Origin of the sequence: Paenibacillus sp. FSL K6-1217 (assembly GCF_045040735.1) — a bacterium.
Lineage (GTDB): Bacteria > Bacillota > Bacilli > Paenibacillales > Paenibacillaceae > Paenibacillus_AQ.
The window spans coordinates 2740200-2763331 of sequence record NZ_CP150271.1 but is presented as its reverse complement, the minus strand read 5'-3'; the positions used below and the strand labels follow the sequence as shown (position 1 = coordinate 2763331).

The following is a 23132-nucleotide window of genomic DNA, read 5'->3' as shown; positions in this document are numbered from 1 at the left end:
CAAATGTATACTGTTTTCAGCATACATTCGGGCCAGATTGCCCTGGTGCTAGCAAATGTATGCTGTTTTTCGCATACATTCGGCCGGAGCGCCTGTTGCTGAGATTTAGAATTCCGTATTTTTACAAGGAGTTGTAAATCTATGATTCAGTGAATTTGTATAACATAGCTTACAATTAAGTAGTTTGTACGGCGGGAGGGTGAAGATGGCATCAACAAAGCTAGTATTTAACGAGGATGAAGTCAGGCGTCTGCAAACGAAAATCGGCCAGGTGAGTCAGGACACCAATCGGTTATATCTTCAATTGAAGGGCCAGTCCAGTAGCTGGGGCGGCATTCCCATGGGCGACCATCTGGTCAAGGCCCAGGTCCTGATCAATGAATTAACCGTAGAAGCGGAGAAATTGGAAGATATTATCCGGGTCGCCCTGAGAGGCGTATCAGAGCTGCAGGAAGAGAATAAACGCCAGGCGGACAAGCTGACGGGGCAATTTAATCTTTTGTTCGCGGCCTTCGGAAGCTTGGGACTGCAACCAGCCACCGGACGGTTCTCCATCCCCGAATTTGTGCAGCGAAGTGCGACGAACCTCATCACTTCTATTGCCGCTTTATTTGGAAAAGATGAACTCAGCAGCGACCCGGCGGTGCAGCAGCTCAGGAATGTCATTCAAACCTCCGGCCTGCTGACCGTAGAAAGTATCGCTGCACAAAGTAAGCTGAACGATATCTTCGCGGCACAGAATCAGATCGCCAAGGCACAGATGGCCTTTAAGGTGTATCAAGCGTTCGGAAACCAGGCGCAGATGGAGGTTGTCCACGCGCAGGCAGAAGAAGCCCGACAGAAGCTGGCTTCTCTGGGCGTAGCCAAGATCTATTATGAATCTGGCAAGGATCTGAGCGTCCACTATAAGCAACCAGCGGTTACCGCTTGTGAGTATGATCCGTCGATCACGGCCGACAAATTTCCGTTACTACATAATGAAGAATATTTGCTGCTCCTGCGGCTGGCGATGGAGAAGACCGCCGCCGGAGCGTATGCGCGAAGTCAGCTTGCGGGGAAGCGGCAGGAGATCCAGCTTGCAGCGGCGCTTAAGCAGGTTCAAGAGCAGCTCGAAGCGGAGCGGCGGTTGAACGGGCCGCCGCTCACGCTGCCTGACGGCACGCCAATTACCGCAGACAACAAGGTCAATGAGACGACCTGGGACTTTTACGTTAGGAAAGTCCATGTGCCGAGTGAATTTTCGGCTCCGATATACACTTTGTATGCCGGGTGGCTGGATGAGACTTACGGGCTTACGACAGTGGAGAGCCGGATACGCCAGTCGGGGGATGTGGTACTTGCTTTTACCGAAGGTTTGGTGAAAGAGGTCGTCATGGGCGTGGCGGATACGGCAACCTTTGCCTTCAAGCTAGTGGTGGACCCGGTCAAAACCACCACAGAAATGAAGCAGCAAGCGCAATATCTGATTGACCATCCGGAAGTGCTGGTGGAAGCGGCTAAGATGGCGTATCATCAGTTTGACGAAGGCACCCCGGAAGAAAAGGCGGCTATGCTGGGTTCGGTTGCAGCGATCCTTGTCCCCGGACTCCAGGTCACCAAAGCAGGCAAAGCGGGTAAAACGCTGGGCGAAGTGCAAGAGGTCGTCAGCCAAGCGGCGAAGGATGCCCTGCAAGGGATTAAGCAGAAGCTCCCGAATCTGGGTCCGGTGGTGCAGACGCCGGAAGGGTTTGTTTTCAAGATAGGGGAGATCCAGGGTACTCCAGCCTTGCCGAAGACGCCGGTGCAGCAGCGGTATATGGATGGGTTGGGAGATGGTGGGGTTGAGGGGACGGGGGAAGCAAGTGACATTTTTAAACATCAACAGTATAAGCAATCGCTCCTTAAAGAGGATGTTTTATCAAACTCAGATGTTATAATTAAAGGTGAGGATTTATGGGATGAAAAGGCTGTAAGCACATTAACTAATGATGGTACTAAAATAGAAGATTGGGCTAAAATGACATCAAAGCAACAGTATGAAACTCCGTATGGAAAGGGAGAAATTCATTTTTATCAGAATCAGGTGACAGGAAAGGTTAGTTCGTTTGATATAAAGTTGAAGGTATCTAAACCTAAGAGTCTAAGAGTAAATGAGAACGACTTATTTTGGATAATTGAATTAGATGCTGATTTTAACATTAAAGGAGTAAGGTAAATGAGAGTACGTATAAAAGAGGGAATTCAGAAACAAGAGAATTTATCAATAGATAAAAAATATATGGTTTATTCTGTTGAAACAAGCAAGAATAATGAGGAATTTTATAGAGTGGAAAATGATCTAAATCAAGTTGTGCCGTACTCTATTTCTTTATTTGACATTGTATCCGATAAGATAAACTCTGATTGGATTTTGTGGAACAAGCCCAATAATAGTTCGGCTTTTTTACCGAAGCAACTTGCTTATTTAAGTTTTTGGGAAGATTACTATAATGATGAATTAGAAGCTTTGAAAAAGTTCAATTTAGTCAAGGAAAAGTTATTTCAAGAAGAGTTAGGTGATGATGAATTACGTGAGATTTTTGAACAAGACAACGAGGATGAAATTATATTCGTTCTCAATGCTCTTCATAAGACAAAAGATAATAAAATGATTAATCAAATCATTCAATATGTAAAAAGAAAACTAGAAAAAGATAATGGATTAGACAATATTGTATTGCTTGCATTCCAATATCTGAGCCTGTTTAAACAATCTGATGTAGAAGATTATTTCATTTATTATTTGACTAATATTGAGCTAGGAAACGACCAATTAACTGCAGTAGTAAATGAATATTTTAATTAGAGTTAAGTAAAGTGAGAAGTTTTAGCAAACCAATATCCCGAATTGAAGGGTACTTCAGTGATGATGAAATATAAATTTAGTTTGAAATTGAACAAAAAATGTTAGAAGTTGAAAGTGTAGAAAATGAAAAAATCTTCTAACACAAGATGAACTTTCAAAAGCTCATTCCCACTTGAACCTTGATTAGGAATGAGCTTTTTTGCATGTTCGAAGTCCCGTACTTTCGATTAAACACTGTTAGAAATCTTTAGAGCTATAGTTGATGGAAGGCGGCCATGCTGGGTTCGGTCGCAGCGATCCTTGTCCCCGGTCTACAGGTCACCAAAGCAGGCAAAGCGGGTAAATTGCTGGGCGAGGTAGAAGACGTCATCAGCCAAGCGGCGAAGGATGCCCTGCAAGGGATCAGGCAGAAGCTCCCGAATCTGGGTCCGGTGGTGCAGACGCCGGAAGGTTTTGTTTTCAAGATAGGGGAGATCCCCGATGCTCCAGCCTTGCCGAAGACGCTGGTGCAGCGGTATATGGATGGGTTGGAGGGTAGTGGGGTTGAGGGGACGGGAGAAGGTAACAAACCTAACCTTTATGATAAGGCTGGAAATTATAAGGGCGGGAGAACTCAGAAGGAATTGGATGACTTAGCTCGAGATCCAGCAAGTAATGGGAAAATAGAACCTAAAAATATCAGGGAAAGGGAAGTTGGATTAGCAGTAGAAGAAAGAGGTCAATTGGGAAAGCTAGTACGTGATCCTCAAGCAGAAAATGGAGCAGAGTTTATTGATACTTCTTCAGGTTTAAAGTGGGACGTGAAAAGCTTTGAATCATACCCAAGTGGTGACAATGGAATTCCTATAACAAATCCCAAAAAGGGTGCCTTTACTATCAAACAAGGTATGAAAAAGTTGCAAAAAGAATTTGATAATGGGAACAACGTAATTATTGACACAAGAAAAATGGAGCCTGAGCATGTTGAACAACTCAAGAAAGCAATTGATGAAGAAGGAGTAACAGATAAAATAATATGGTATCCTTAAGGAGTGGGAAAATGGAAGGGAATCTTAATAGGAAGTTTGATTTGCATAAAAAGTGGGTTGAGACAATTGGTAAAGAAGGCGAAATGTTAAAGTTAGATGAAGTGGACTTAAGAAGTATTGATTTATCCGATATATTGCTTGAACAAGCATATTTAATTGAGTGTACTTTTGATGATCTCAGATTGGAAAATATTGATTTTCACACATCATTATTAGCCTCGTCAACATTTAAAAATGCATATTTAGATAAATGTGATTTTTATAAATCAGATCTTAGATATACGGATTTTACCAACTGCGTCATTAAAAACAGTAGATTTAGTAAAGGTGATTGTTGGGAAGCAATATTTAGAAATGCATATTTATTAGATTGTAATTTGATTAATGTATCGTTTTACTTAACAGATTTTAGTTGGGCAAGACTAGAAAATATAGATATAAGTGTAGCGGCATTTGAAGAAACATTATTAAGCGGAGTGACTTTGAAAAATATTAAAGGTATAGAAGAAGCTCATATTAAAAGTATTAATATTGGTACGTTGGAGAAGCCGATTTTGTTGAAATCAGATGAAGCAAAGAAATGGATGTTGGAAAAATGTGAAGTAAGTGGCTAAGAGGAATTGGCTACCAGTGTCGAGCGAAATGGGTAGCAATGCTCAAACAGACTTAACCCTTATCAGCCCCATATGAAGTTTTACTAGATATGGTTGTACGCACATTATATGCTTTAATTTAATAACCTAAATATCCCTATTCCGTTACATCAAACAGGTCATTATGGTCAGATACTACCATGATTGACCTGTTTTTTAATGCTTGTTCGAAGATTTAACCGAATGAAAAAATCATCAGATAGTGTGACGAGTTGCAGAAATCTAATGGAGTTAATTAGAGAATTAGCATTAATTTCTATGGAGTCTTGTTATTAATGGTTTACTCCCGTTGGTGACAAATTCAAGAATCCAAAAACGTCCTATGCTTCTGTATGTCTGGTGTGATTCCTACCTCTAGAGTATCTAACCTATAAGGGAAGGCAACTTGAAAGGAGAAATCATTCATAAATCATCCAGTCAAAGAATGTATTCAGAAGCTAGAGCTAACACATCGAGCGTTTGTTGTCCTTTATGATATCTCATGGGAATGGTTTCGTAGTTGCTTGTATGGCTATACCGATTCCATCCCCCTCCGCCACAGAAGGGTGGCATATCCATGAATCGACTACCCTTAGATACAGCCCTAACTATGATGCGGTGGGAGTATGTGCTCGGTCATTGTTCCCTTGAAGGCATATTACGTAACTGCCTTTCTACTGTTCCACGTCCAATTCTGCGAATGCGCCCTCGTCATGCAGAAGGTCCGTAGGGGTGACTTTCATGTGTGCAGGGCGGTGATGAGATCGGTGAACTGGCGCGCCATTTAGGGAGATGCTACTCACCATCAATGGCTTGAATGCGGAAACTGTACAGCGCAGCGCTGCAACTAAGGAAGCGGAACTTCAGGTCTTACGCAATCAGATCGATGTCCATTTCCTTTACAACACTCTGGAGAATTTGATGATTTCTCGTATGCCAGGGCTGCTATCCGCTATGAAGTGAATGAGTATCTGCTCAAGCCGGTCATTCGTGAGGAATTAGCTGCCGTGCTGAAGCGGATTGAAGAGGAGCTTAACGTTTCTGCAAGCAATCTTCTCCTCGGCATGGAACAGCGTCATACGGCCTGTGAGCAAGCGGAGGTTACAGTGGAAGATTCATTTCTGCCACCTGCTTCCGGTATCATACCCGTACAGAAGGAGAATGAGAGAATAGAGCGTGCCCTGCAATACATCCACGACAATTATTCGCATAACATCAATATGATGATGGTTTCAAGCAAAGTGTCCTTTAATTACTCCTATTTCAGCCAGGCTTTCCGGGACTACACCGGAGAGAATTTTGTGAGCTATCTGAAGCGGCTGCGGATCAGTAAGGCGAAGGAACTGCTGCGGGATACGGAAGATAGAATCTATGAAATTGCCGGTAAGTCAGGCTTCGGGAACACCAAGAATTTTAACAGAGTATTCAGAGAAAGCGAAGGCGTAAGCCCGCTGGAGTACCGTAATCAGCAAAAGCTGTTAACTGCACTGTTGGAGCAATGATCCGTATCCCCCCTAATCCGTTAGTCACTTGCACAATGCATTTCGTCCTTTCATCAATATTCTTTTCCTCCCCCCAGACCTTATAATGAGAGCGTGTTCAACAAGTTGTTAGGGGGATATTTGAAATGGAAGGATTAATCATTGGTTGGTATGGAGCGCTCGCAGGACTGGCAATTGCCATTATTCTGATCCTTAGAAAATTAAATCCGGTCTACGCTCTGTTCCTTGGTGCCATTGTAGGGGCGCTGATCGGCGGAGCCAATCTCGAACAGACCGTTAGTGTTCTTGTAAGCGGTACACAAAGTGTAATGGGCACGGTGCTGCGGGTGCTGGCCGCCGGTGTGCTGGCTGGTGTGATGATGGAGTCGGGTGCGGCTGAAGCCATAGCCCAGGCTATTGTCCGAAAGTTCGGCGGAAGCAAGGCCATTCTGGCCCTCGCGCTGGCCACGATGGTCATCACGGCGATGGGGGTATTCATTCCGGTAGCGGTACTGATTGTGGCTCCGATTGCTTTATCCGTAGGCAACAAAATGGAGATCTCGAAGCTGGCGTTGCTGCTGGCCTTGTCGGGCGGGGGGAAGGCGGGTAATATTATCTCACCGAATCCGAATACAATTGCTGCTGCGCGCGGCTTCGATCTTGATCTGAGCAATGTCATGCTGGCAGGCGTGATCCCGGCGGTCTGCGGATTAATTGTAACCGTTATCTTAGCAACTCTGCTAAAGAAAAAAGGTGTAATGGTCACCCCGGCAGAAGCTGTGAACGGGACGGATGACGCCAATGCGGCCGCTTACCCGCCGCTCAGCAGAGCCATTGTGGCTCCGCTGGTTGCCATCCTCCTGCTTATGATTAATCCGATCGGTTCGATCTCAGGGATCGAAGCATTGACCAAGCTTAAGGTGGATGCGCTCTATATTCTGCCGCTGGCGGGGATTATCGGGATGCTGGCGATGGGGCAGGGCAATAAGGTGCTGCAATATACGTCCTCCGGCCTTAGCAAAATGACTGCAACCGTCCTGATCCTGATCGGGGCTGGCGGCATTGCCGGTCTGATCTCCGCTTCCGATCTGTCCGCACAGGTGGTGCATCTGATCGAACTGTCCGGAATTTCGGGTACATTCCTGGCACCGATCTCCGGGATATTGATGGCTGCGGCTACCGCCTCTACATCTACGGGTGTCATTGTCGCTACCGGCTCCTTCGGGCAGGCCATCCTGAATATGGGCACGGCTCCGCTGGCTGCCGCTGTGATGGTTCATACCGGAGCTACAGTGATCGACTCGCTGCCGCAGGGCACGTACTTCCATGTTACGGCGGACAGTATGAAAATGTCGATCAAAGAGCGCATGGGGCTCATCCCGTATGAGGCCATTGTTGGGGGCACGATGACGATTGTGGCTACGCTGGTTTACGGATTTTTACTCTAAGATCAATAATATAGATGAGGTGTGGAAATGAGAGAGAGAACCTTTGTACTGGCGCCGGATTCCTTCAAGGAGAGCATGACCGCGAAAGAAGTATGTACAGCGATGGAGGCCGGGCTCCGCAAAATATACCCTGAAGCAACCTACATCCATGTTCCGATGGCGGACGGCGGGGAGGGGACCGTACAGTCCCTTGTCGATGCCTCCGGCGGAGAGATTCATTATTTGGAAGTTGCAGGACCGCTGGGGCAGCCGGTGACGGCGCAATACGGCATTCTCGGCGATGGACAGACGGCGGCCATCGAGATGGCTTCGGCCAGCGGCATTCAGTTGGTGGACAAGGCGGAGCGGAATCCGCTGATCACTACCACCTATGGCACGGGCGAGCTGATTCTGGAATGTCTGAACCGTGGTATCCGCAAAATTATCATCGGCATCGGCGGCAGCGCCACCAATGACGGCGGAGCCGGAATGGCTGAAGCGCTCGGTGCCAGATTCCTGGATGAAGCGGGTAATTTACTCCCGCGCGGCGGTGGCGGCCTGGGACAGCTGGCGAGTGTGGATGTTAGCGGGCTTGATGAGAGACTCCGGCAGGTTCAGCTCATTGTTGCCTGCGATGTGACCAATCCGCTCTGCGGGGAGCAGGGGGCTTCAGCCGTATTCGGTCCGCAAAAAGGGGCCACACTTGGCATGGTGCAGCAGCTCGATGCCAATCTGGCCCACTATGCGGAGGTGGTGAAGCAGCAGCTTCACAAGGATGTGCGCGACCTTCCCGGAGCCGGTGCAGCTGGCGGACTGGGCGCAGGTCTGATGATCTTCACACAGGCCACGCTGCAGAAGGGAATCGAGATTGTGATTGAATACACAGGGCTTCAGCAGAAGCTGGAGCACGCGGACTTCGTCTTCACGGGTGAAGGCGGGATTGACTTCCAGACCAAATTCGGCAAAACGCCGTATGGCGTAGCCCGCACCGCCAAGGCCAGCGGCAAAAAAGTCATCGCCCTGGCCGGTTATATCGGCGAGGGCATCGGGACGCTCTACGCCGAAGGGATCGACGCCATCTTCGGCATCGTCCCCGGCGCTTCGAGCCTGGAGAAGCTGCTGGCTGACGGCCCCGCCAATGTCGAGCGGACCTGCGAGAACATCGCCAGATTACTGGCGCTTAGCGAGCAGTGAGGATTAGTAGGTATTAGCGCAAAGTTGTGTTGCAAGTAATGGCCCCGGGGATATTGGGTTCCCCGGGGTTTTCTGACGCTCTGAACAAGCTGCGCTGAGCACATCCCATCCACTCTAACGTCCGCTCTAACCTCCGTCCAACGCCCCCGCCACAAGCCGCTGCTTTTCTACAACACAAGCTGCTACTTATGCAGCGCCAGCAGCTCATGCGTAAGCTCGAAGAGCTGCAGCAGATTCCGCGGGTCCTTGCCGGTGATGCTCTCGATCCGCTTCAGGCGGTATTGCAGCGTATTACGGTGAATATTCAGCTGTTCGGCTGTCTGCGAGACGCTGCAATTGTGGCCTATGAAGCTGCGGAGCGTCTCCAGCAGATCGGCGGTATCCTCCAGCTTGATCGCCGTGCCTGGCTTGTCTGACAGGTTCGCCTGGCTGAGCTTCACCAGGAATTCCGCATCCTCGTAGCGGATCGATTGCGCGGCAGGGCGGAGCGCCAGAAGCACGCCCAGGGCTGACTTGGCCTGGCGGTATCCCTCCGCGATGCTGGCCTCCAGCCGGCCCGAGGCCAGCAGAAGCTGCGGCTGGTTATGCAGCAGCTCCGCAATCAGCCGGCTGGTGTCCGGCCGGTTCTGGACCAGCATCACCCACGTATCCCCGTCGAGCTGGAAGGACGGATGCAGGAACAAGAGCTTTGCCTCATCCAGCTCCGGCTGCACATGCTTGAGATACAGCACGGTAGTCTTCTGCAGAAGGTCTATCTGATAGGCTGCGGCTTCTTTCCGCAGCTTCTGGGAATACGCTCCCTGATGGTCAAGGAGCATCTCCAGCAGAGCTTTCTTGCGGCTCACTTCGCTGGCCAGATGCTCCAGCGTATTTCTTTGTTCAATGAGCAGCGCTACCGTAGTCCTTACGATATTGCAGAAGGGCCGGACTTCTTCCGGGCTGCCGGAGATTCCGATCACCCCTACGCGGGTGTTGCCGATGACAATCGGTTCGTTGGTGCCTTTTTTCTCATATTGCCCGTCTTCCATGACTTCGACCCTGTGCCCGGTGGACAGCGCTTCGACAGCCCCCTGATGAATGGTGCCGACCCTTGCCTTATGCCCGCTGCCGATGATGATCCCCTGGTCGTTCATGATGTTGATGTTATAGGGGATGTCCATCATCATCTTGTCGACAATCTCCTGCGCCTGCTTCTCAGATAGCTGAAACAACCGTAATCTCCTCCTCGTCCTGCCCGGGTAAAACCGCCTGTAGTGCCTCTACTTCACTCATTGTGCATCTGAACAAAATTATAGACCAACCTTCACCGCGAAGAAAGGAGGAACATCACGAGGCAGTTTACACGGAACCGTGCATGAAGCTGTACAAAAAGCCGTACAAGAAGCCCTGCCAGGAACAGCGCAAAATAATTGCTCAGCACCAAAAAAGCCAGCCCCAAAGCGGGCTGACTTTGAAAATAAGAATGGATGAGTACGCGCTAAAATTATTGCTTAACCTTGTGCAATACCCGCCCGGCTAAAAATCTGCTTCAGCCTCTGCTCATGCTCCGTACTCCATACCCCGGGTGAAGCCAGACTGAAGGTGGATACCGCAACACCGGACAGACGGACGGCTTCTTTAATAGAAGCAATGAACGGATCATCGATGGCATACAGCGCCGGAATTTCAATCAGCCGCTGCTGGAAGGCCAGCACTCCGGCTAAGTCGCCCTTCTTGAAGCTGTCATATACACCGAGCATCAGCTCGGGAGCGAAGTTAGCGCTGGCAGCGATTGCCCCGTCTCCTCCGGCAGCAAGCGTAGGCAGCAAATATTCGTCGAATCCGCAAAAGACGGAGAAGTCCGGACTGACCGCCTTGACCTGCATGATCATCTGGCGGATATGGCTAAGCTGGTCCACGGTATCCTTGATGCCGGCTACATTCGGATAATGTGCGGCAAGGCGGGCAACGAAGGCCGGAGTCAGGTCCTGGCCGGTCAGGGCCGGGAAGTTGTACAGCATAAGCGGCGTATCGACCGCTTCCAGCACAGCGGCATAATGCGCGAATAGGGCGTCCTCGTTCAGCTTGTAGTAATACGGATTCATGATGACGATGCCGGTGGCACCATGCTCAGCGGCATGGCGGGACAGCCGGAGGGTCTCAGGGACGGTGTTGCTGCCGGTGCCGATCCAAGCCGGAAGGCGGCCGTTCGTATACTCCAGGCATAGCTCGGCAATCTCTTCACGCTGTTCTGCGGTGAACAGGGTGAATTCTCCGGCCGTTCCGAGGAAGAACAATCCGTGAACTCCTTTGGCGATCAGGCTGTCAATCAGCAGCTTCATACCGGCACGGTCAAATTTCCCGGAGGAATCCAGAATGGTCGGGACGGGAGGAATGACACCAGCATTTCGGTGGCTAAGTTTCATTTTATTTTTGCCTCCTGGTTTGTTATTATAAACATATGATTATTATAGTGAACTTGGAAGGCTTAATCAATGGATTTGTGAGAGGGGAATGAAGGTGTGGACCAGAAGTACTGGGTTCCGGCATTAGAACGGGGGGATCTGATTCTTAAGGCGATCTCAAGACAGCCCGGAGCGCTCAAAATGACAGATCTCTGCGAGGAGACAGGCATTAACAAAAGCTCGATGTTCTCGCTGCTGCGCACAATGGAGACTCTGGGGTGGGTGGTGAAGGATGCGGGCGAGAGGTATGCGCTTGGTGCAGGGATCTCCTACTATAATACCGTCTACAATGATTCTCTTAAGCAAAATATGAATCTGGTAGAGCGGTTCCTGGCAGAATCGGTTCAGAGTGTGGGGGCAGTGGGAGAGACCTTTCAGCTGTCGGTGCTGGACCGCGATGAGATTATTTACCTGGCCAAGCAGGAGGGGCAGTCCCTGGTAAGGCTGGAGTCCAGCCCCGGGATGCGGTTTCCGGCACATGCGACTGCAATGGGCAAGATGATGCTGGCGCTGCTGCCTGATGGGGAGCTGGAACGGCGTTATTCCGGCAAAAGCTTATCCGCAGTGACCTCACATACGCTGACGGATTGGTCTGAATTCACAGCGGCCTTGGCCGCTATTCGTGAGGAGGGCTATGCCATGGACCGCGAAGAGATCATACAAGGTATCAGCTGTGTGGCCGCGCCGGTTCTGGATGCCGCAGGTAGGGCCGTTGCAGCGGTCAGTACTTCGATGCTTCAGCATGCCTTCGCTGCGAAGCAGGAGTCGGCGATCCGGGAAGTGACCGCGCTGGCGGGGAAGCTCTCGTTATCTTAGGAATATCGAATGCTAATTCATACTGAGGGAGAGAAGACATTCATATGAAATTGACCGTGCAAGAAATCATGAAGGAAGACATCATTGAAGCTGTTCCGGTACATACGGCAGCCGAAGGACCGGCGGGACAGCTGCCGATCACCGGAGAGGTGCTGCGGACTGCTCCCAGCGGTGAGATTTTTGGCATGACGCAGAATGCCGGGATGGGCTGGAATCCGCTGCTGCTGAACCGTCCCCAGTATCTGATTCTCGGGACGATGGGCGGCATCCGGCGCGAGGACGGCAGTCCGCTGGCCCTTGGATATCATACCGGCCACTGGGAGATCGGCGTGATGATGGAGGAGATCGCCGAGGAGCTTACCGCGAATGAGGGGATTCCGTTCGCCGGATATGTCAGCGATCCCTGTGACGGCCGTTCCCAGGGAACCACAGGCATGTTCGATTCCCTGCCTTACCGCAATGATGCGGCTATCGTGTTGCGGCGGCTGATCCGTTCGCTCCCTACCCGCAAGGGGGTACTCGGCGTAGCTACCTGCGATAAAGGCCTGCCCGCCATGCTGCTGGCCCTGGCCGGAATGCATAAGCTGCCGGGAATCATCGTACCCGGCGGTGTGACCCTGCCGCCGGTGGACGGGGAGGATGCAGGCAAGGTGCAGAGCATCGGGGCGCGCTACAGTAACGGGGAGTTGTCCCTGGAGGAAGCAGCGGATCTCGGCTGCCGGGCCTGCGCGACGCCAGGCGGCGGCTGCCAGTTCCTCGGCACCGCCGCCACAGCACAGGTAATCGCGGAGGCGCTGGGCATGGCACTGCCGCATTCGGCCTTATCTCCATCGGGCCAGCCGATCTGGAAGAATGTCGGCCGCCAGTCGGCCCGGGCCCTTCAGCATCTGGATCAGAATGGAATCGTGATGAGTGATATTCTGACAGATCAGTCAATACAGAATGCGATGGTGCTTCACGCTGCATTCGGCGGCTCTACGAACCTGCTGCTGCATCTTCCGGCGATTGCCCATGCCGCAGGACTGAAGGTTCCGACAGTTGAGGACTGGAACCGGGTGAACCGGATGGTTCCCCGGCTGGTAAGCGTACTGCCGAATGGTCCGGTGCCTCACCCGACTATTCGCGTGTTCCTGGCAGGGGGCGTTCCTGAAGTGATGCTGCATCTGCGGAAGCTGGGACTGCTTGACGAGTCTGTGCTGACGGTTACGGGACGGACACTGGGCGAGAACCTGGACTGGTGGGAGACCTCGCAGCGGCGGACCGATCTGCGGCAGCGGCTGCTGGAGGCGGACGGCGTAGACCCGGATTCTGTGATCATGAGTCCGGAGGAGGCCAAGCGTCAGGGCATGGCGTCCACGATGACATTCCCTATCGGGAATCTCTGCCCCGAAGGAGCAGTAATTAAGTCAGCGGCGATTGACCCTGCCGTCCTGGACAGCGAGGGCGTCTATCGCCATACCGGACGAGTGAAGGTGTTCACCACTGAGCGGGCCGCTATCCGCAGCATCAAGCTGGGCATGGTCCAGGCCGGAGATATTCTGGCGGTTATCGGACGGGGACCAAGCGGGACCGGGATGGAGGAGACGTATCAGCTGACCTCAGCGCTTAAGCATTTGCCATACGGCAAATATGTCACGCTGATCACAGATGCCCGCTTCTCCGGGGTATCCACCGGAGCCTGTATCGGTCATATGGGACCGGAAGCGCTGGCTGGCGGCCCGCTCGGCAAGCTGCGTGACAATGATTGGGTGGAGGTCTTGATTGATACCGTGAAGCTGGAAGGAAGCGTGAATCTGGTGGGCGAGGGCGATGCACCGTTGTCCAAGGAAGCAGGCACCCTGATTCTGGCTTCACGGACGCCGCATCCTGGCTTGGCGGTAGACCCTGGTCTGCCGGAGGATACCCGGCTGTGGGCCGCGCTCCAGGCGGCAAGCGGCGGAACCTGGCAGGGCTGCGTTTATGATACTGACAAAATCATTGCCTTACTGGAAGCAGGACGGCAAGCATTGGGGGAGAAATGATGAGCCGAAATCTGATTCATAATCCGATACTGCGCGGATTTCATCCGGACCCGTCCATTTGCCGGGCCGGGGATGACTATTACATTGCTACTTCAACCTTTGAGTGGTTTCCCGGCGTGCGGATTCATCATTCGCGCGATCTGGTGAACTGGCGGCCGCTGACCTATGCGCTGACCCGCAACTCGCAGCTCAATATGGAAGGGGACCCGGATTCCGGCGGCATATGGGCACCTTGTCTTACTTACGATAACGGACTCTTTTATCTGATCTATACCGATGTCAAAAGCCGCCAGGGTGCCTTCAAGGATACGCCTAACTATCTGGTGACGGCGGAGAATATCGAAGGCCCCTGGTCTGAGCCGGTGTATCTGAACAGCAGCGGCTTTGACCCTTCACTGTTCCATGATGAAGACGGGCGCAAATGGCTGGTCAACATGCTGTGGGATCACCGCACGGGCCGGAACAGCTTCGCGGGCATTGTACTCCAGGAATATTCTGCGGAAGAGCAGCGGCTGATTGGACCGGTCATGAATATCTACAAGGGGACCGAACTGAAGCTTACAGAAGGACCTCACCTGTACCGGAAGGACGGCTGGTATTACCTGATTACGGCTGAGGGCGGCACGCAGTATGATCATGCGGTGACCGTGGCCCGTGCGAAGCAGATAGAAGGTCCTTACGAGACCGCTCCGGTTAATCCGTTGCTGACCTCTGCCGGTAACCCCGAACTGCCGCTGCAAAAAGCAGGTCATGCCAGCCTGGTCGAGACCCAGACCGGCGAATGGTACATGGTGCATCTGTGCGGCCGTCCGGTTACGGACAAGTACTGTAATTTGGGCCGGGAGACGGCGATTCAGCGCGTTCAATTTACAACAGACGGCTGGTTAGCCTTGTCCGGGGGCGGAAACGCTCCATCGCTGACGGTGGAAGGCCCGGATCTGCCGGCGCATCCGTTTGAACCGGCCGCTCCACGCGACGACTTCGACGCTCCGCAGCTGGATGTCCGCTGGAGCACGCTGCGCGTGCCGGCCGATGAGTCCTGGCTCTCGCTTCAGGAGCGTCCCGGCTATCTGCGCCTGCGGGGCAGGGAATCGATGAGCTCCATGCACCGCCAGAGCCTGGTCGCCTTGCGCCAGCAGGCCTTCCGGTGCAGCGCTGAGACGTCGGTGGACTTCGAGCCGGAGCATTTCCAGCAGATGGCCGGCCTGATCGTCTATTACGATACGAAGGATTACCTCTATCTGCGGATCACTCACGATGAAGGTCACGGAAAAACCCTGGGGATCATCCGCTCCAAGGACGGGGTCTATGAAGACACCCTGACGCCCGAGGTTCCGCTGCCTGCCGGAGGAAGTGTGGCGCTTAAGGTCGTCATCGACCGCGAATTTGCCCAGTTCTATTACAAGGCTGGCGAATCCTCCTGGGAGATGATCGGCCCGGCGCTGGAAATCTATCATCTGTCCGATGATTTCCCGGCCTACATCCGCTTCACCGGTACGTTCATCGGCATGTGCGCGCAGGATCTCAGCGGCATGCTGCACCCGGCGGACTTTGATTACTTTGAGTATTTGGAGCAGGAGTAGAACAGAGGAAACATTAAACACCAAAAAGACCAGGAGCCTTTCTCCTGGTCTTTTTGGTGTGATATAGGTATAGGCCACCACGCCGGGTAGCCAAACCGGCGAATCGAGCCAAACTGCGGAAATGAAGAGCATAAACACCCTTGAATTTCCCGAACTAAGCCAAGCCGCGAAAAATGTAGTGCATTAATGCACTTGAATTTCCTCAATTCAGCCAAATGGTGGAAATGAAGAGCATTAATGCACTTGAATTCTCCGAATCGAGCTAAATCGCAGAAATAAGGTGCATTAATACACTTGAATTCCCCGAATGGACCCCAACACGTGAAATGAGGAGCACTAGTGCACTTGAATTCGTAGTTAGTGGGCGGAATGAGCGAATGAGGAGCACTAGTGCGCCTGAATCCCCCGGCGCGGGCCAGCTCCCACAGTCTATTGTAAGATGTACATTAGAACTCGATACTTAGCTATACATCAGAATGCGGCACTTAGCTAACCGCGCCGCTTAGACTGTACGTTCCCCACCGGCCATCCGTATAACGCTCACCCTAACAAAAGACTAAGCCCTCCTTGTTCAAGGAGGGCTTAGTCTTTTCATTTATGTTCGCGCATAGCCGCCCATACTCAGGCGGTATACTTCTCCAGCGTAACGCGCACTGCGCCTGGCCCAGCGAGCATCTCAGTGAACATGCGCTCAATAGTACCGCCGAGTCCGGCCGCATACAGGTCCACACCGAAGATAGCCTGGTCCTCCAGCACGGCCCGCACGCCCGCGGCCTGCGCGGCATCCGCGCCCAGCGTAATTCCCGCGAGCCGCGATTGCAGCGAATCCAGCAGCGGGTCAGGGCTGAGTGTGAAGGCGGCGCCTTCATCATTCACGCCGAGCAAGTACCGGCACCAGGCAGCGATAGCCAGCGGTATGGCGGTCAGCTGCGACGGGTCCAGATCCTCCCGGCGGATATACGATTTGATCGTCTCGCCGAAGCGGATGCCGACCTTCTGGGAGGTATCCGTGGCGATCCGCTGCGGAGTGTCGGGGATGAACGGGTTGGCGAACCGTTCCTGGAGCACCTCGTCCAGGAATTGCTTCGGACTCAGGATGCCCGGGTCAACGACAACCGGCAGTCCTTCCTTGTAGCCGATGGTCTCGACAAGCTTCCGCAGCGTGGCATCCTGCATCTCATCGGCGATCAGGGTGTAGCCGAGCAGACAGCCCGTTACTGCCAGCGCCGTATGCAGCGGGTTGAGACAGGTGGTTACCTTCATCGTCTCCACCTTGTTGACCGTATCGCGGTCCGTGAAGATCACACCGGCGGCTTCAAGCGCTGGACGTCCGTTCGTGAACTTATCCTCAATGACCAGATACTCGCTGATCTCCGCGTTAACGAAGGGAGCGGTGTACGTGTTCTTGGAGGTGACGATGACATCCATACCGCCGATGCCTTGTTCCAGCAGCGCCGCCTGGACGGATTCGGACGGGCGCGGGGTGATTTTGTCAATCATGGACAGCGGGAAGGTGATCTTCGATTCATCCTCCAGATAAGCAACGAATCCTGCTTCCACATGGCCCTTCGCCGCCCATTCCTTAGCGACCGTGAGCATGCCCTGCTTCAGCTTGTCGCCGTTATGCGAGCAGTTGTCCATGCTGACGAAGGTCATCGGATATTGTCCCTTCAGATAACGCTTGTAGGCGAAAGAAGCCACGATGCTCATGGCATGAACCGGGTGCTCCGGCCCGCCGGCGATATCCTTCTCCACGATGCCCAGATACTGTCCGTCCGGCCCCGTGAGGGAGTAGCCCTTCTCCGTAATCGTGAAGCTGGCCATCTGCAGGCTGGGATTCTCAAAAATCTCGGTCAGGCGGCTGTAATCCGCTTCCCGGGTCTTGTCTGCGGTGATGCCTTCCACGATGCTGCTGACGATCCGCTTCTGGAAGTCGCCCGCTGCATTCATCAGCACCAGCAGAGTCAGATTATCATAAGGCTTGTAGACCTTGTCGATCATCTCGAAGTCGAAGGTTTCGGCGGCGATAATGCCCGTGTCCGCCTTGCCGCTGTCCAGCAGCTTCTGGTGCGCATTGGCCACGAAGCCTCTGAAAATATTGCCCGCCCCGAAGTGAACCCACTCCGGCTTCGCAAGCGTATTCTGCGCTACCGCTGCGAAGTCGAACTGCGGCAGCTCTACCCCGGCGGTCTCCCAGGCTGCCCGGTCCTCAATGCTGCTTCGATTAAGACTCAGCATTTACTTGGCCCCCTTGACATTCTCCAGGCTGTCCCATGCGCCGAGCAGATACATGATGCCCATCGCTCTGTCATAGAGGCCATACCCTGGACGGCAGTTCTTTTCTTCTCCCCACAGATGTCTGCCGTGGTCCGGACGCACATAGCCGGTATACCCGTTCTCATGATACGCCTTGACTACCTCCGCAACATCCACGCTGCCATCGCGGCCCCGGTGGGATACCTCAATGAAATCTCCGTTCTCGAATACCTTCACATTGCGGATATGGGCAAAATAAATCCGGTCATGGAACTCGCGGATCATCGCCGGAAGATCGTTCTCCGGGTTCGTTCCAAGCGATCCGGTACAGAAGGTCAGGCCGTTATACGGGCTGTCCACCATGTCCAGGAAGCGGCGGATGGAGTCGCGGCTGCGGATAATGCGCGGCAGTCCGAAGATCGGCCAGGCCGGATCGTCCGGGTGAATTGCCATTTTGATATCCACTTCTTCACACACCGGAATAATGCGCTCCAGGAAATACTTCAGGTTGTCGAACAAGACGTCCTCGGTCACATCGGCGTAAGCCGCGAACAGCTCATCCAGCTTCGCCAGACGCTCCGGCTCCCAGCCGGGCATAGTGAATTGTCCGGCACCCTTCAGGATGCGGTCCACCATCTCGCGTGGATTATCGGTAATGGCAGCCTTTTCATAAAAGAGGGCGTTCGATCCGTCCGGCAGCTCCTTGTACAGCTCGGTACGGGTCCAGTCGAACACCGGCATGAAGTTGTAGCAGATGACCTTGACGCCAACCTTGGCCAGCTTGCGGATCGTATCGATATAGATGTCAATATATTTGTCGCGGGACGGCAGTCCGATCTTGATATCATCATGAACGTTGACGCTTTCAACAACCGCGGTGCTGAAGCCCTTGGCAGTGATCTGATCGGCAACCTTCTGGATTTCTTCCATCTCCCAGACCTCACCGGCCACCTTGTGGTGCAGCGACCAGACGATGCCCATCACGCCCGGGATTTGACGGATGTGGTCAAGGGTGATATTGTCGTTACCCTCGCCGTACCATCTCCAAGTCATATTCATTGTCATTTTCCTCCTTAGTAGATAAGCATAAATACAAATGATAACCTTCCGAAGCCTTGTGACAATTGACCTTACAGGATCAGCGTTACATGTGGCATAATCTTGTATACAAGATTAAGATTCGTAATGATCATAGAATATGCGTTCATCTTTGTCAATGAAATTCATATCCCTTTTCTATATAATGGGGGAAGAAGAATCCCGTACAGAAAGTTGGTCTATACCATGACTTCCAAAAAAGAAATAATGGCCTATCTTAAGCAGGAGATTCTCTCCCTTGAGCTGAAGCCGGGGGCGATGATCAGTGAGACGGCCCTGTCCGAGCGCTTCGAGCTGTCGCGTACGCCGATCCGCGATGTGCTGAAGCAATTGTCTCTGGAGCAATACGTCGATATTTATCCCAAAAAAGGCAATCTCGTATCCTACATAGATCTGGAGTCGGTGGAGCAGGTGATCTACCTCCGCAATGTGCTGGAGAAGGAGATCATGAAGTCGCTGGCCGGGAATATCCCGCTGAAAGGGCTGCATGAGCTGAGGGACAACCTTGCCGGGCAGCAGAAGTGTATTGAAGAGGCGGAGGGGGCTGAGGTATTCCTGCACCTGGATGACCAGTTCCACCGCACGATGTTCGGCCTGGCCGGGCGTGAATTCCTGTGGGGCGTGCTGCAACAGTTCAATGTGCATTATATCCGCTACCGCAAGCTCCATATGCTGAAGGATGAGAAGCTGGCGGCGATCCGCCAGGAGCATCAGCAGCTTCTGGATTATATCGTGCAGGGAGACACCGCCGGGATCGAAGAGCTGCTGCATCACCATCTGCGGGCGGATATCGATTCCAAGAACCTTCAGGAGCACTTCGCCACGTATATCAAAAAATAGGGCAGGCCTTCATTAAGGCCCGCCCACAATGCTAAAAGCCCGCCCTCATCAATGATGAAGGCAGGCCATACAACGGTCAGTCCTCGCGTTACTCCAGGTCCTCGCGTTACTCCAGGTCCTCGCGCTACTCCAGGCCCTCGCGGTATTCCCGCGGGGACTTACCGCTCCAGCGCTTGAACTGTCTGCTGAAATGGGCGATATCGCGGTAGCCGAGCAGGCCCGATATCTGGCTGACGCTCAGGCTGTGGTCATCCAGCAGCACCTTGGCTTCATGCAGCATCTGCCCGGACAGGTAGACGCGGGGGGAGAGGCCGAATACCTGCCGGAACACCCGGTAGCAGTGCGAGGGGCTGATCCCCAGCTCAGCGGCAATGTCGTCGACGCCATAATGGCTGTCATAGGGCACCTCCTGCTTGAACTGCTGATAGACCAGCCCCTGAAGGCGGCTGCGGATCTGGTGAGCCAGCTCGATTCGCTCATAAGTGCCCGGGGAGGAATTATCAGCCTCCAAGGAGAAGACTTCCCAGAGCTGGGCGAACAGCTCGAAGACGGCGGATTGCAGCCTCATGCGCTGGGAGATCGTAATGCTGCCTGAGCCGGTGGTGGAAATCTCCACCAGCCTGCCAAGGAGTGGTCCCAACCGGTGGGCAACATTGCTCTCTGAGGTGAATAATACATGATTCAGCCGGCTGAGAAGTGAAATGAACAGCTTGTCATCGATATCGAAATGGATACAGAAATACGTGAAGGGCCCGCCGTTACCGCTGCGGCTGGAGTGGATATCGCCCGGCCTCAAGAGGACCAGATCCCCGGCGCGCTGGAGGTAGCTGTGGTTGTTGACCGTGAGCTGCTGCTCCCCTTCAAGCACATAATTGAATTCATATTGGGGATGGGCGTGCTGCGGATAATCCCATTCCCCGCTTACCTTGCGCAGATGCATGCCGAACAGGTTGAGCGTGGTTTTCACATCCGGGATGACCGTTTCACTAAGACTTTGCCCCGGTACCGGCGGTTCAAAAGCTGCAACCAATAGGATCGCCCCCTGATACTTTGCGTTCTCTTGATTAGAGATGTACAGGCTGTACATTTGTTATTAGTATACAGGATTTCTGCATGATTTGGGTAAATAATAGCTTGATTTGACAATGTCCCGGGGCTGCGGCTGCATGGTAGGATGAACCTGAATGAAATCTAGTATACAAGATGAATGAAGAAAGCCAGGACTTCAAGGGCTTACCGCTAACGGGCCGGGTCCCGGCGGAAGCTGTCCGCCACAGGGCGGTTAAGAATCTGAATAATACACTGGAGGAGATATGGACATGAGACAACAATCCGGAAATGGGCATGCTGCACAATATGACAGCGGATACAATGCGTGGTTAAGCTATCCTAAGCTTCCGCAAGGCCCCCTATATATGCAATACGCGAAATGGTGCGGAGCGGTATCCGTGACAGAGAGCGGGGAGACCCTCCAGGCCGCGCTTCGTGAATGGACAAGAGGCATCGGCTCGCTGCTGGATATTAAGGCAGCCACCGAGCCGCAGCCGGAAGGATTCTGTGTGGCACTAGGCACCTTCACGGGTGATCATCCGCTGATCCGGAGCTGCTTCGATGAGAAGACGGTCCAGGTTGTGGGAGCGGAAGGCTTCGCTATCCGTACCCGCCCGTCCGCTAAGTGCATCGCCGTAGGAGCTTCCTCGCAGGCAGGTGTGTTATACGGTGTCTTCCATCTTCTGCGCCTGATCGCCAGCGGGAAGGATATTGAGAATCTGGATGAAGCGGTGAATCCCGTGAATTCGCTGCGGATGATTAACCATTGGGATAACTTCGACGGCAGCGTGGAGCGCGGATATTCCGGCCGGTCCTTCCTGTATGAGAACAACCAGTTCACGAAGGATATGGACAGAATCACGGATTACGCGCGGCTGATGTCCACCGCCGGTATTAACGCTATTGCCATCAACAATGTGAACGTCCATGCCTTGGAGACGCTGTTTATCTCCACCTATCTGCCGGATGTGGCAAGAATCGCTGATATCTTCCGGGTCTATGGCATCCGCCTGTTCCTGTGCGTGAACTTCGCCGGACCTATGCACGAAGGGGAAGTGGGCACCGCTGATCCGCTGGATGTCGGGGTACGGGAATGGTGGAAATCCAGAGCGGCCGATATCTATGCTGCGATCCCCGATTTCGGCGGCTTCGTGGTCAAGGCCGATTCCGAGAACCGTCCCGGCCCGTTCACTTATGGACGGAACCATGCGGACGGGGCCAACATGCTGGCGGAAGCCCTGGAGCCTTATGGCGGCATCGTGATCTGGCGCTGCTTTGTATACAACTGCAAGCAGGACTGGCGTGACCGCAAGACGGACCGGGCCAGAGCGGCTTATGACCATTTCAAGCCGCTGGACGGCCAGTTCCATGACAACGTCATTCTGCAGATCAAGAACGGCCCGATGGATTTCCAGGTTAGAGAACCGGTATCCCCGCTTTTCGGGGCGCTGGAGCGGACCAACCATGTCATTGAATTCCAGATTGCTCAGGAATACACCGGACAGCAGCGCCATGTCTGCTATCTGGTTCCGCAGTGGAAGGAGATTATGGATTTCGATACGCAGGCCAAAGGCGGCCCGGCCCCTGTTAAGCGGATCGTGGACGGATCGCTGTGGGGCAACCGCCTGAGCGGGATTGCGGCGGTATCCAATGTGGGCAATGACCAGAACTGGACCGGCCATCTGCTTGCCCAGGCGAACCTCTACGGCTTCGGCCGGCTGGCCTGGAATCCTGAGCTGAGTGCGGAGGAGATTGCGGCGGAGTGGATCGCCTTGACGTTCGGCACGGACACAGTGGTGGCCGGGGTGATCAGCCGGATTCTGCTGGATTCCTGGGAGATCTATGAGTCATATACGTCGCCGCTTGGCGTAGGCTGGATGATCAATCCCGAGCATCACTACGGCCCGAATGTGGACGGGTATGAATATTCGATGTGGGGGACCTACCATTATGCCGATCATCAGGGGATTGGGGTAGACCGCACCGTGGCGACCGGCACCGGCTACAGCGGGCAATATATGGGCAGCAACGCGGTGCGTTATGATTCGCTGGAGGAATGCCCGGATGAGCTGCTGCTGTTCTTCCATCATGTGCCTTACACCCATGTGCTGCATTCCGGCAAAACCGTCATCCAGCATATCTACGACACGCATTTCGAGGGCGCAGAGCGTGCGGAAGGTCTGCTGGGCGCATGGAGCGGACTGAAGGGCAGTATCGCGGACGGCCTGTATGCGCAGGTGGAGGAACGCCTGAAGGGCCAGGCAGCCCATGCCAAGGAATGGCGTGACCAGATCAATACGTATTTCTTCCGTAAGAGCGGGATTGCAGATGCATCAGGACGGAAGATCTATTAAGGGAGCATCAGCATACCGGCTGGCCACTCCCTGTCTAAGAATGGGCTGAATCAGCAACTCATTCGGATAACTTGAAGGAGGATG

The 23132-nt window shown here is 53.1% G+C and carries 18 protein-coding genes; 13 read left to right on the top strand and 5 right to left on the bottom strand.

Annotated elements, in window-relative coordinates; translation table 11 throughout:
- Positions 1 to 205 precede the first annotated feature (205 nt).
- The 8 genes from MHH28_RS12435 to MHH28_RS12400 all read left to right on the top strand — a co-directional run bounded on the left by MHH28_RS12435 (position 206) and on the right by MHH28_RS12400 (position 8586).
- The gene (locus MHH28_RS12435) at positions 206 to 2194 is read left to right on the top strand and encodes a hypothetical protein (protein WP_405115288.1); all 1989 of its coding nucleotides are present in this window, start codon (positions 206 to 208) and stop codon (positions 2192 to 2194) included.
- The gene (locus tag MHH28_RS12430; protein WP_405115286.1) at positions 2195 to 2824 is read left to right on the top strand and encodes a hypothetical protein; all 630 of its coding nucleotides are present in this window, start codon (positions 2195 to 2197) and stop codon (positions 2822 to 2824) included.
- Between the two features lie 275 nt (positions 2825 to 3099).
- Positions 3100 to 3852, top strand: coding sequence for a hypothetical protein (locus MHH28_RS12425; RefSeq protein WP_405115284.1), 753 nt, complete (start codon positions 3100 to 3102; stop codon positions 3850 to 3852).
- 11 nt (positions 3853 to 3863) lie between these two features.
- Positions 3864 to 4466, top strand: coding sequence for a pentapeptide repeat-containing protein (locus MHH28_RS12420; RefSeq protein ID WP_405115282.1), 603 nt, complete (start codon positions 3864 to 3866; stop codon positions 4464 to 4466).
- 810 nt (positions 4467 to 5276) lie between these two features.
- Complete coding sequence (locus tag MHH28_RS12415; protein ID WP_405115280.1) at positions 5277 to 5447, top strand: histidine kinase; 171 nt, start codon at positions 5277 to 5279, stop codon at positions 5445 to 5447.
- A complete protein-coding gene (locus MHH28_RS12410; protein ID WP_405115278.1) occupies positions 5444 to 5986 on the top strand; it encodes a helix-turn-helix domain-containing protein in 543 nt (180 codons plus the stop codon). Before MHH28_RS12415 ends, MHH28_RS12410 begins: the two co-directional genes overlap by 4 nt.
- 125 nt (positions 5987 to 6111) lie before the next feature.
- Positions 6112 to 7413, top strand: a complete 1302-nt coding sequence (locus tag MHH28_RS12405) for a GntP family permease (RefSeq protein WP_405115276.1) — start codon at positions 6112 to 6114, stop codon at positions 7411 to 7413.
- A gap of 27 nt (positions 7414 to 7440) precedes the next feature.
- On the top strand, positions 7441 to 8586 hold the full coding sequence (locus MHH28_RS12400; protein WP_405115274.1) for a glycerate kinase: 1146 nt from the start codon (positions 7441 to 7443) through the stop codon (positions 8584 to 8586).
- A gap of 182 nt (positions 8587 to 8768) precedes the next feature.
- On the opposite strand, the gene MHH28_RS12395 is transcribed toward MHH28_RS12400, so the two are convergent.
- Together MHH28_RS12395 and MHH28_RS12390 are read right to left on the bottom strand one after the other, a co-directional pair.
- Positions 8769 to 9797 carry a CdaR family transcriptional regulator gene (locus MHH28_RS12395; RefSeq protein ID WP_405115272.1) on the bottom strand — a complete coding sequence of 343 codons (1029 nt, stop codon included), beginning with the start codon at positions 9795 to 9797 and terminating at the stop codon, positions 8769 to 8771.
- 279 nt (positions 9798 to 10076) lie between these two features.
- Positions 10077 to 10991, bottom strand: a complete 915-nt coding sequence (locus tag MHH28_RS12390; RefSeq protein ID WP_405115270.1) for a dihydrodipicolinate synthase family protein — start codon at positions 10989 to 10991, stop codon at positions 10077 to 10079.
- Positions 10992 to 11087: 96 nt separating this feature from the next.
- Between MHH28_RS12390 and MHH28_RS12385 the strand changes: the two genes are divergently transcribed.
- From MHH28_RS12385 to MHH28_RS12375, 3 genes are read left to right on the top strand one after another with little or no spacing between them, the layout of a single operon-like run.
- Complete coding sequence (locus MHH28_RS12385; RefSeq protein ID WP_405115268.1) at positions 11088 to 11846, top strand: IclR family transcriptional regulator; 759 nt, start codon at positions 11088 to 11090, stop codon at positions 11844 to 11846.
- A gap of 44 nt (positions 11847 to 11890) precedes the next feature.
- On the top strand, positions 11891 to 13867 hold the full coding sequence (locus MHH28_RS12380; protein WP_405115266.1) for a YjhG/YagF family D-xylonate dehydratase: 1977 nt from the start codon (positions 11891 to 11893) through the stop codon (positions 13865 to 13867).
- Entirely contained in the window at positions 13867 to 15450 is a 1584-nt protein-coding gene (locus MHH28_RS12375) for a glycoside hydrolase family 43 protein (RefSeq protein ID WP_405117038.1), read from the top strand. The genes MHH28_RS12380 and MHH28_RS12375 overlap by 1 nt, the downstream gene beginning before the upstream one ends.
- Before the next feature lie 621 nt (positions 15451 to 16071).
- Here MHH28_RS12375 and MHH28_RS12370 read toward each other — a convergent pair.
- Together MHH28_RS12370 and uxuA are read right to left on the bottom strand one after the other, a co-directional pair.
- A complete protein-coding gene (locus tag MHH28_RS12370) occupies positions 16072 to 17688 on the bottom strand; it encodes a mannitol dehydrogenase family protein (protein WP_405115264.1) in 1617 nt (538 codons plus the stop codon).
- A complete protein-coding gene (gene uxuA, locus MHH28_RS12365) occupies positions 17689 to 18765 on the bottom strand; it encodes a mannonate dehydratase (protein ID WP_405115262.1) in 1077 nt (358 codons plus the stop codon).
- 225 nt (positions 18766 to 18990) lie between these two features.
- On the opposite strand from uxuA, the gene MHH28_RS12360 reads away from it, so the two are divergent.
- Positions 18991 to 19644 carry a GntR family transcriptional regulator gene (locus tag MHH28_RS12360; protein ID WP_405115260.1) on the top strand — a complete coding sequence of 218 codons (654 nt, stop codon included), beginning with the start codon at positions 18991 to 18993 and terminating at the stop codon, positions 19642 to 19644.
- Between the two features lie 124 nt (positions 19645 to 19768).
- On the opposite strand, the gene MHH28_RS12355 is transcribed toward MHH28_RS12360, so the two are convergent.
- Positions 19769 to 20674, bottom strand: a complete 906-nt coding sequence (locus MHH28_RS12355) for a helix-turn-helix domain-containing protein (RefSeq protein WP_405115258.1) — start codon at positions 20672 to 20674, stop codon at positions 19769 to 19771.
- Between the two features lie 289 nt (positions 20675 to 20963).
- Here MHH28_RS12355 and MHH28_RS12350 point away from each other — a divergent pair, with 289 nt between their 5' ends.
- Positions 20964 to 23048 carry an alpha-glucuronidase family glycosyl hydrolase gene (locus MHH28_RS12350; protein ID WP_405115256.1) on the top strand — a complete coding sequence of 695 codons (2085 nt, stop codon included), beginning with the start codon at positions 20964 to 20966 and terminating at the stop codon, positions 23046 to 23048.
- Positions 23049 to 23132: the final 84 nt, after the last annotated feature.

Bases quoted from the DNA above. Each gene is read 5' to 3' on its own strand.
- MHH28_RS12370 (WP_405115264.1), bottom strand. From the start codon at position 17,688: ATGCTGAGTCTTAATCGAAGCAGCATTGAGGACCGGGCAGCCTGGGAG.
- MHH28_RS12360 (WP_405115260.1), top strand. From the start codon at position 18,991: ATGACTTCCAAAAAAGAAATAATGGCCTATCTTAAGCAGGAGATTCTC.
- MHH28_RS12380 (WP_405115266.1), top strand. From the start codon at position 11,891: ATGAAATTGACCGTGCAAGAAATCATGAAGGAAGACATCATTGAAGCT.
- MHH28_RS12390 (WP_405115270.1), bottom strand. From the start codon at position 10,991: ATGAAACTTAGCCACCGAAATGCTGGTGTCATTCCTCCCGTCCCGACC.
- uxuA (WP_405115262.1), bottom strand. From the start codon at position 18,765: ATGAATATGACTTGGAGATGGTACGGCGAGGGTAACGACAATATCACC.
- MHH28_RS12350 (WP_405115256.1), top strand. From the start codon at position 20,964: ATGAGACAACAATCCGGAAATGGGCATGCTGCACAATATGACAGCGGA.
- MHH28_RS12375 (WP_405117038.1), top strand. From the start codon at position 13,867: ATGAGCCGAAATCTGATTCATAATCCGATACTGCGCGGATTTCATCCG.
- MHH28_RS12425 (WP_405115284.1), top strand. From the start codon at position 3,100: ATGCTGGGTTCGGTCGCAGCGATCCTTGTCCCCGGTCTACAGGTCACC.
- MHH28_RS12400 (WP_405115274.1), top strand. From the start codon at position 7,441: ATGAGAGAGAGAACCTTTGTACTGGCGCCGGATTCCTTCAAGGAGAGC.
- MHH28_RS12405 (WP_405115276.1), top strand. From the start codon at position 6,112: ATGGAAGGATTAATCATTGGTTGGTATGGAGCGCTCGCAGGACTGGCA.
- MHH28_RS12435 (WP_405115288.1), top strand. From the start codon at position 206: ATGGCATCAACAAAGCTAGTATTTAACGAGGATGAAGTCAGGCGTCTG.
- MHH28_RS12420 (WP_405115282.1), top strand. From the start codon at position 3,864: ATGGAAGGGAATCTTAATAGGAAGTTTGATTTGCATAAAAAGTGGGTT.
- MHH28_RS12415 (WP_405115280.1), top strand. From the start codon at position 5,277: ATGCTACTCACCATCAATGGCTTGAATGCGGAAACTGTACAGCGCAGC.
- MHH28_RS12430 (WP_405115286.1), top strand. From the start codon at position 2,195: ATGAGAGTACGTATAAAAGAGGGAATTCAGAAACAAGAGAATTTATCA.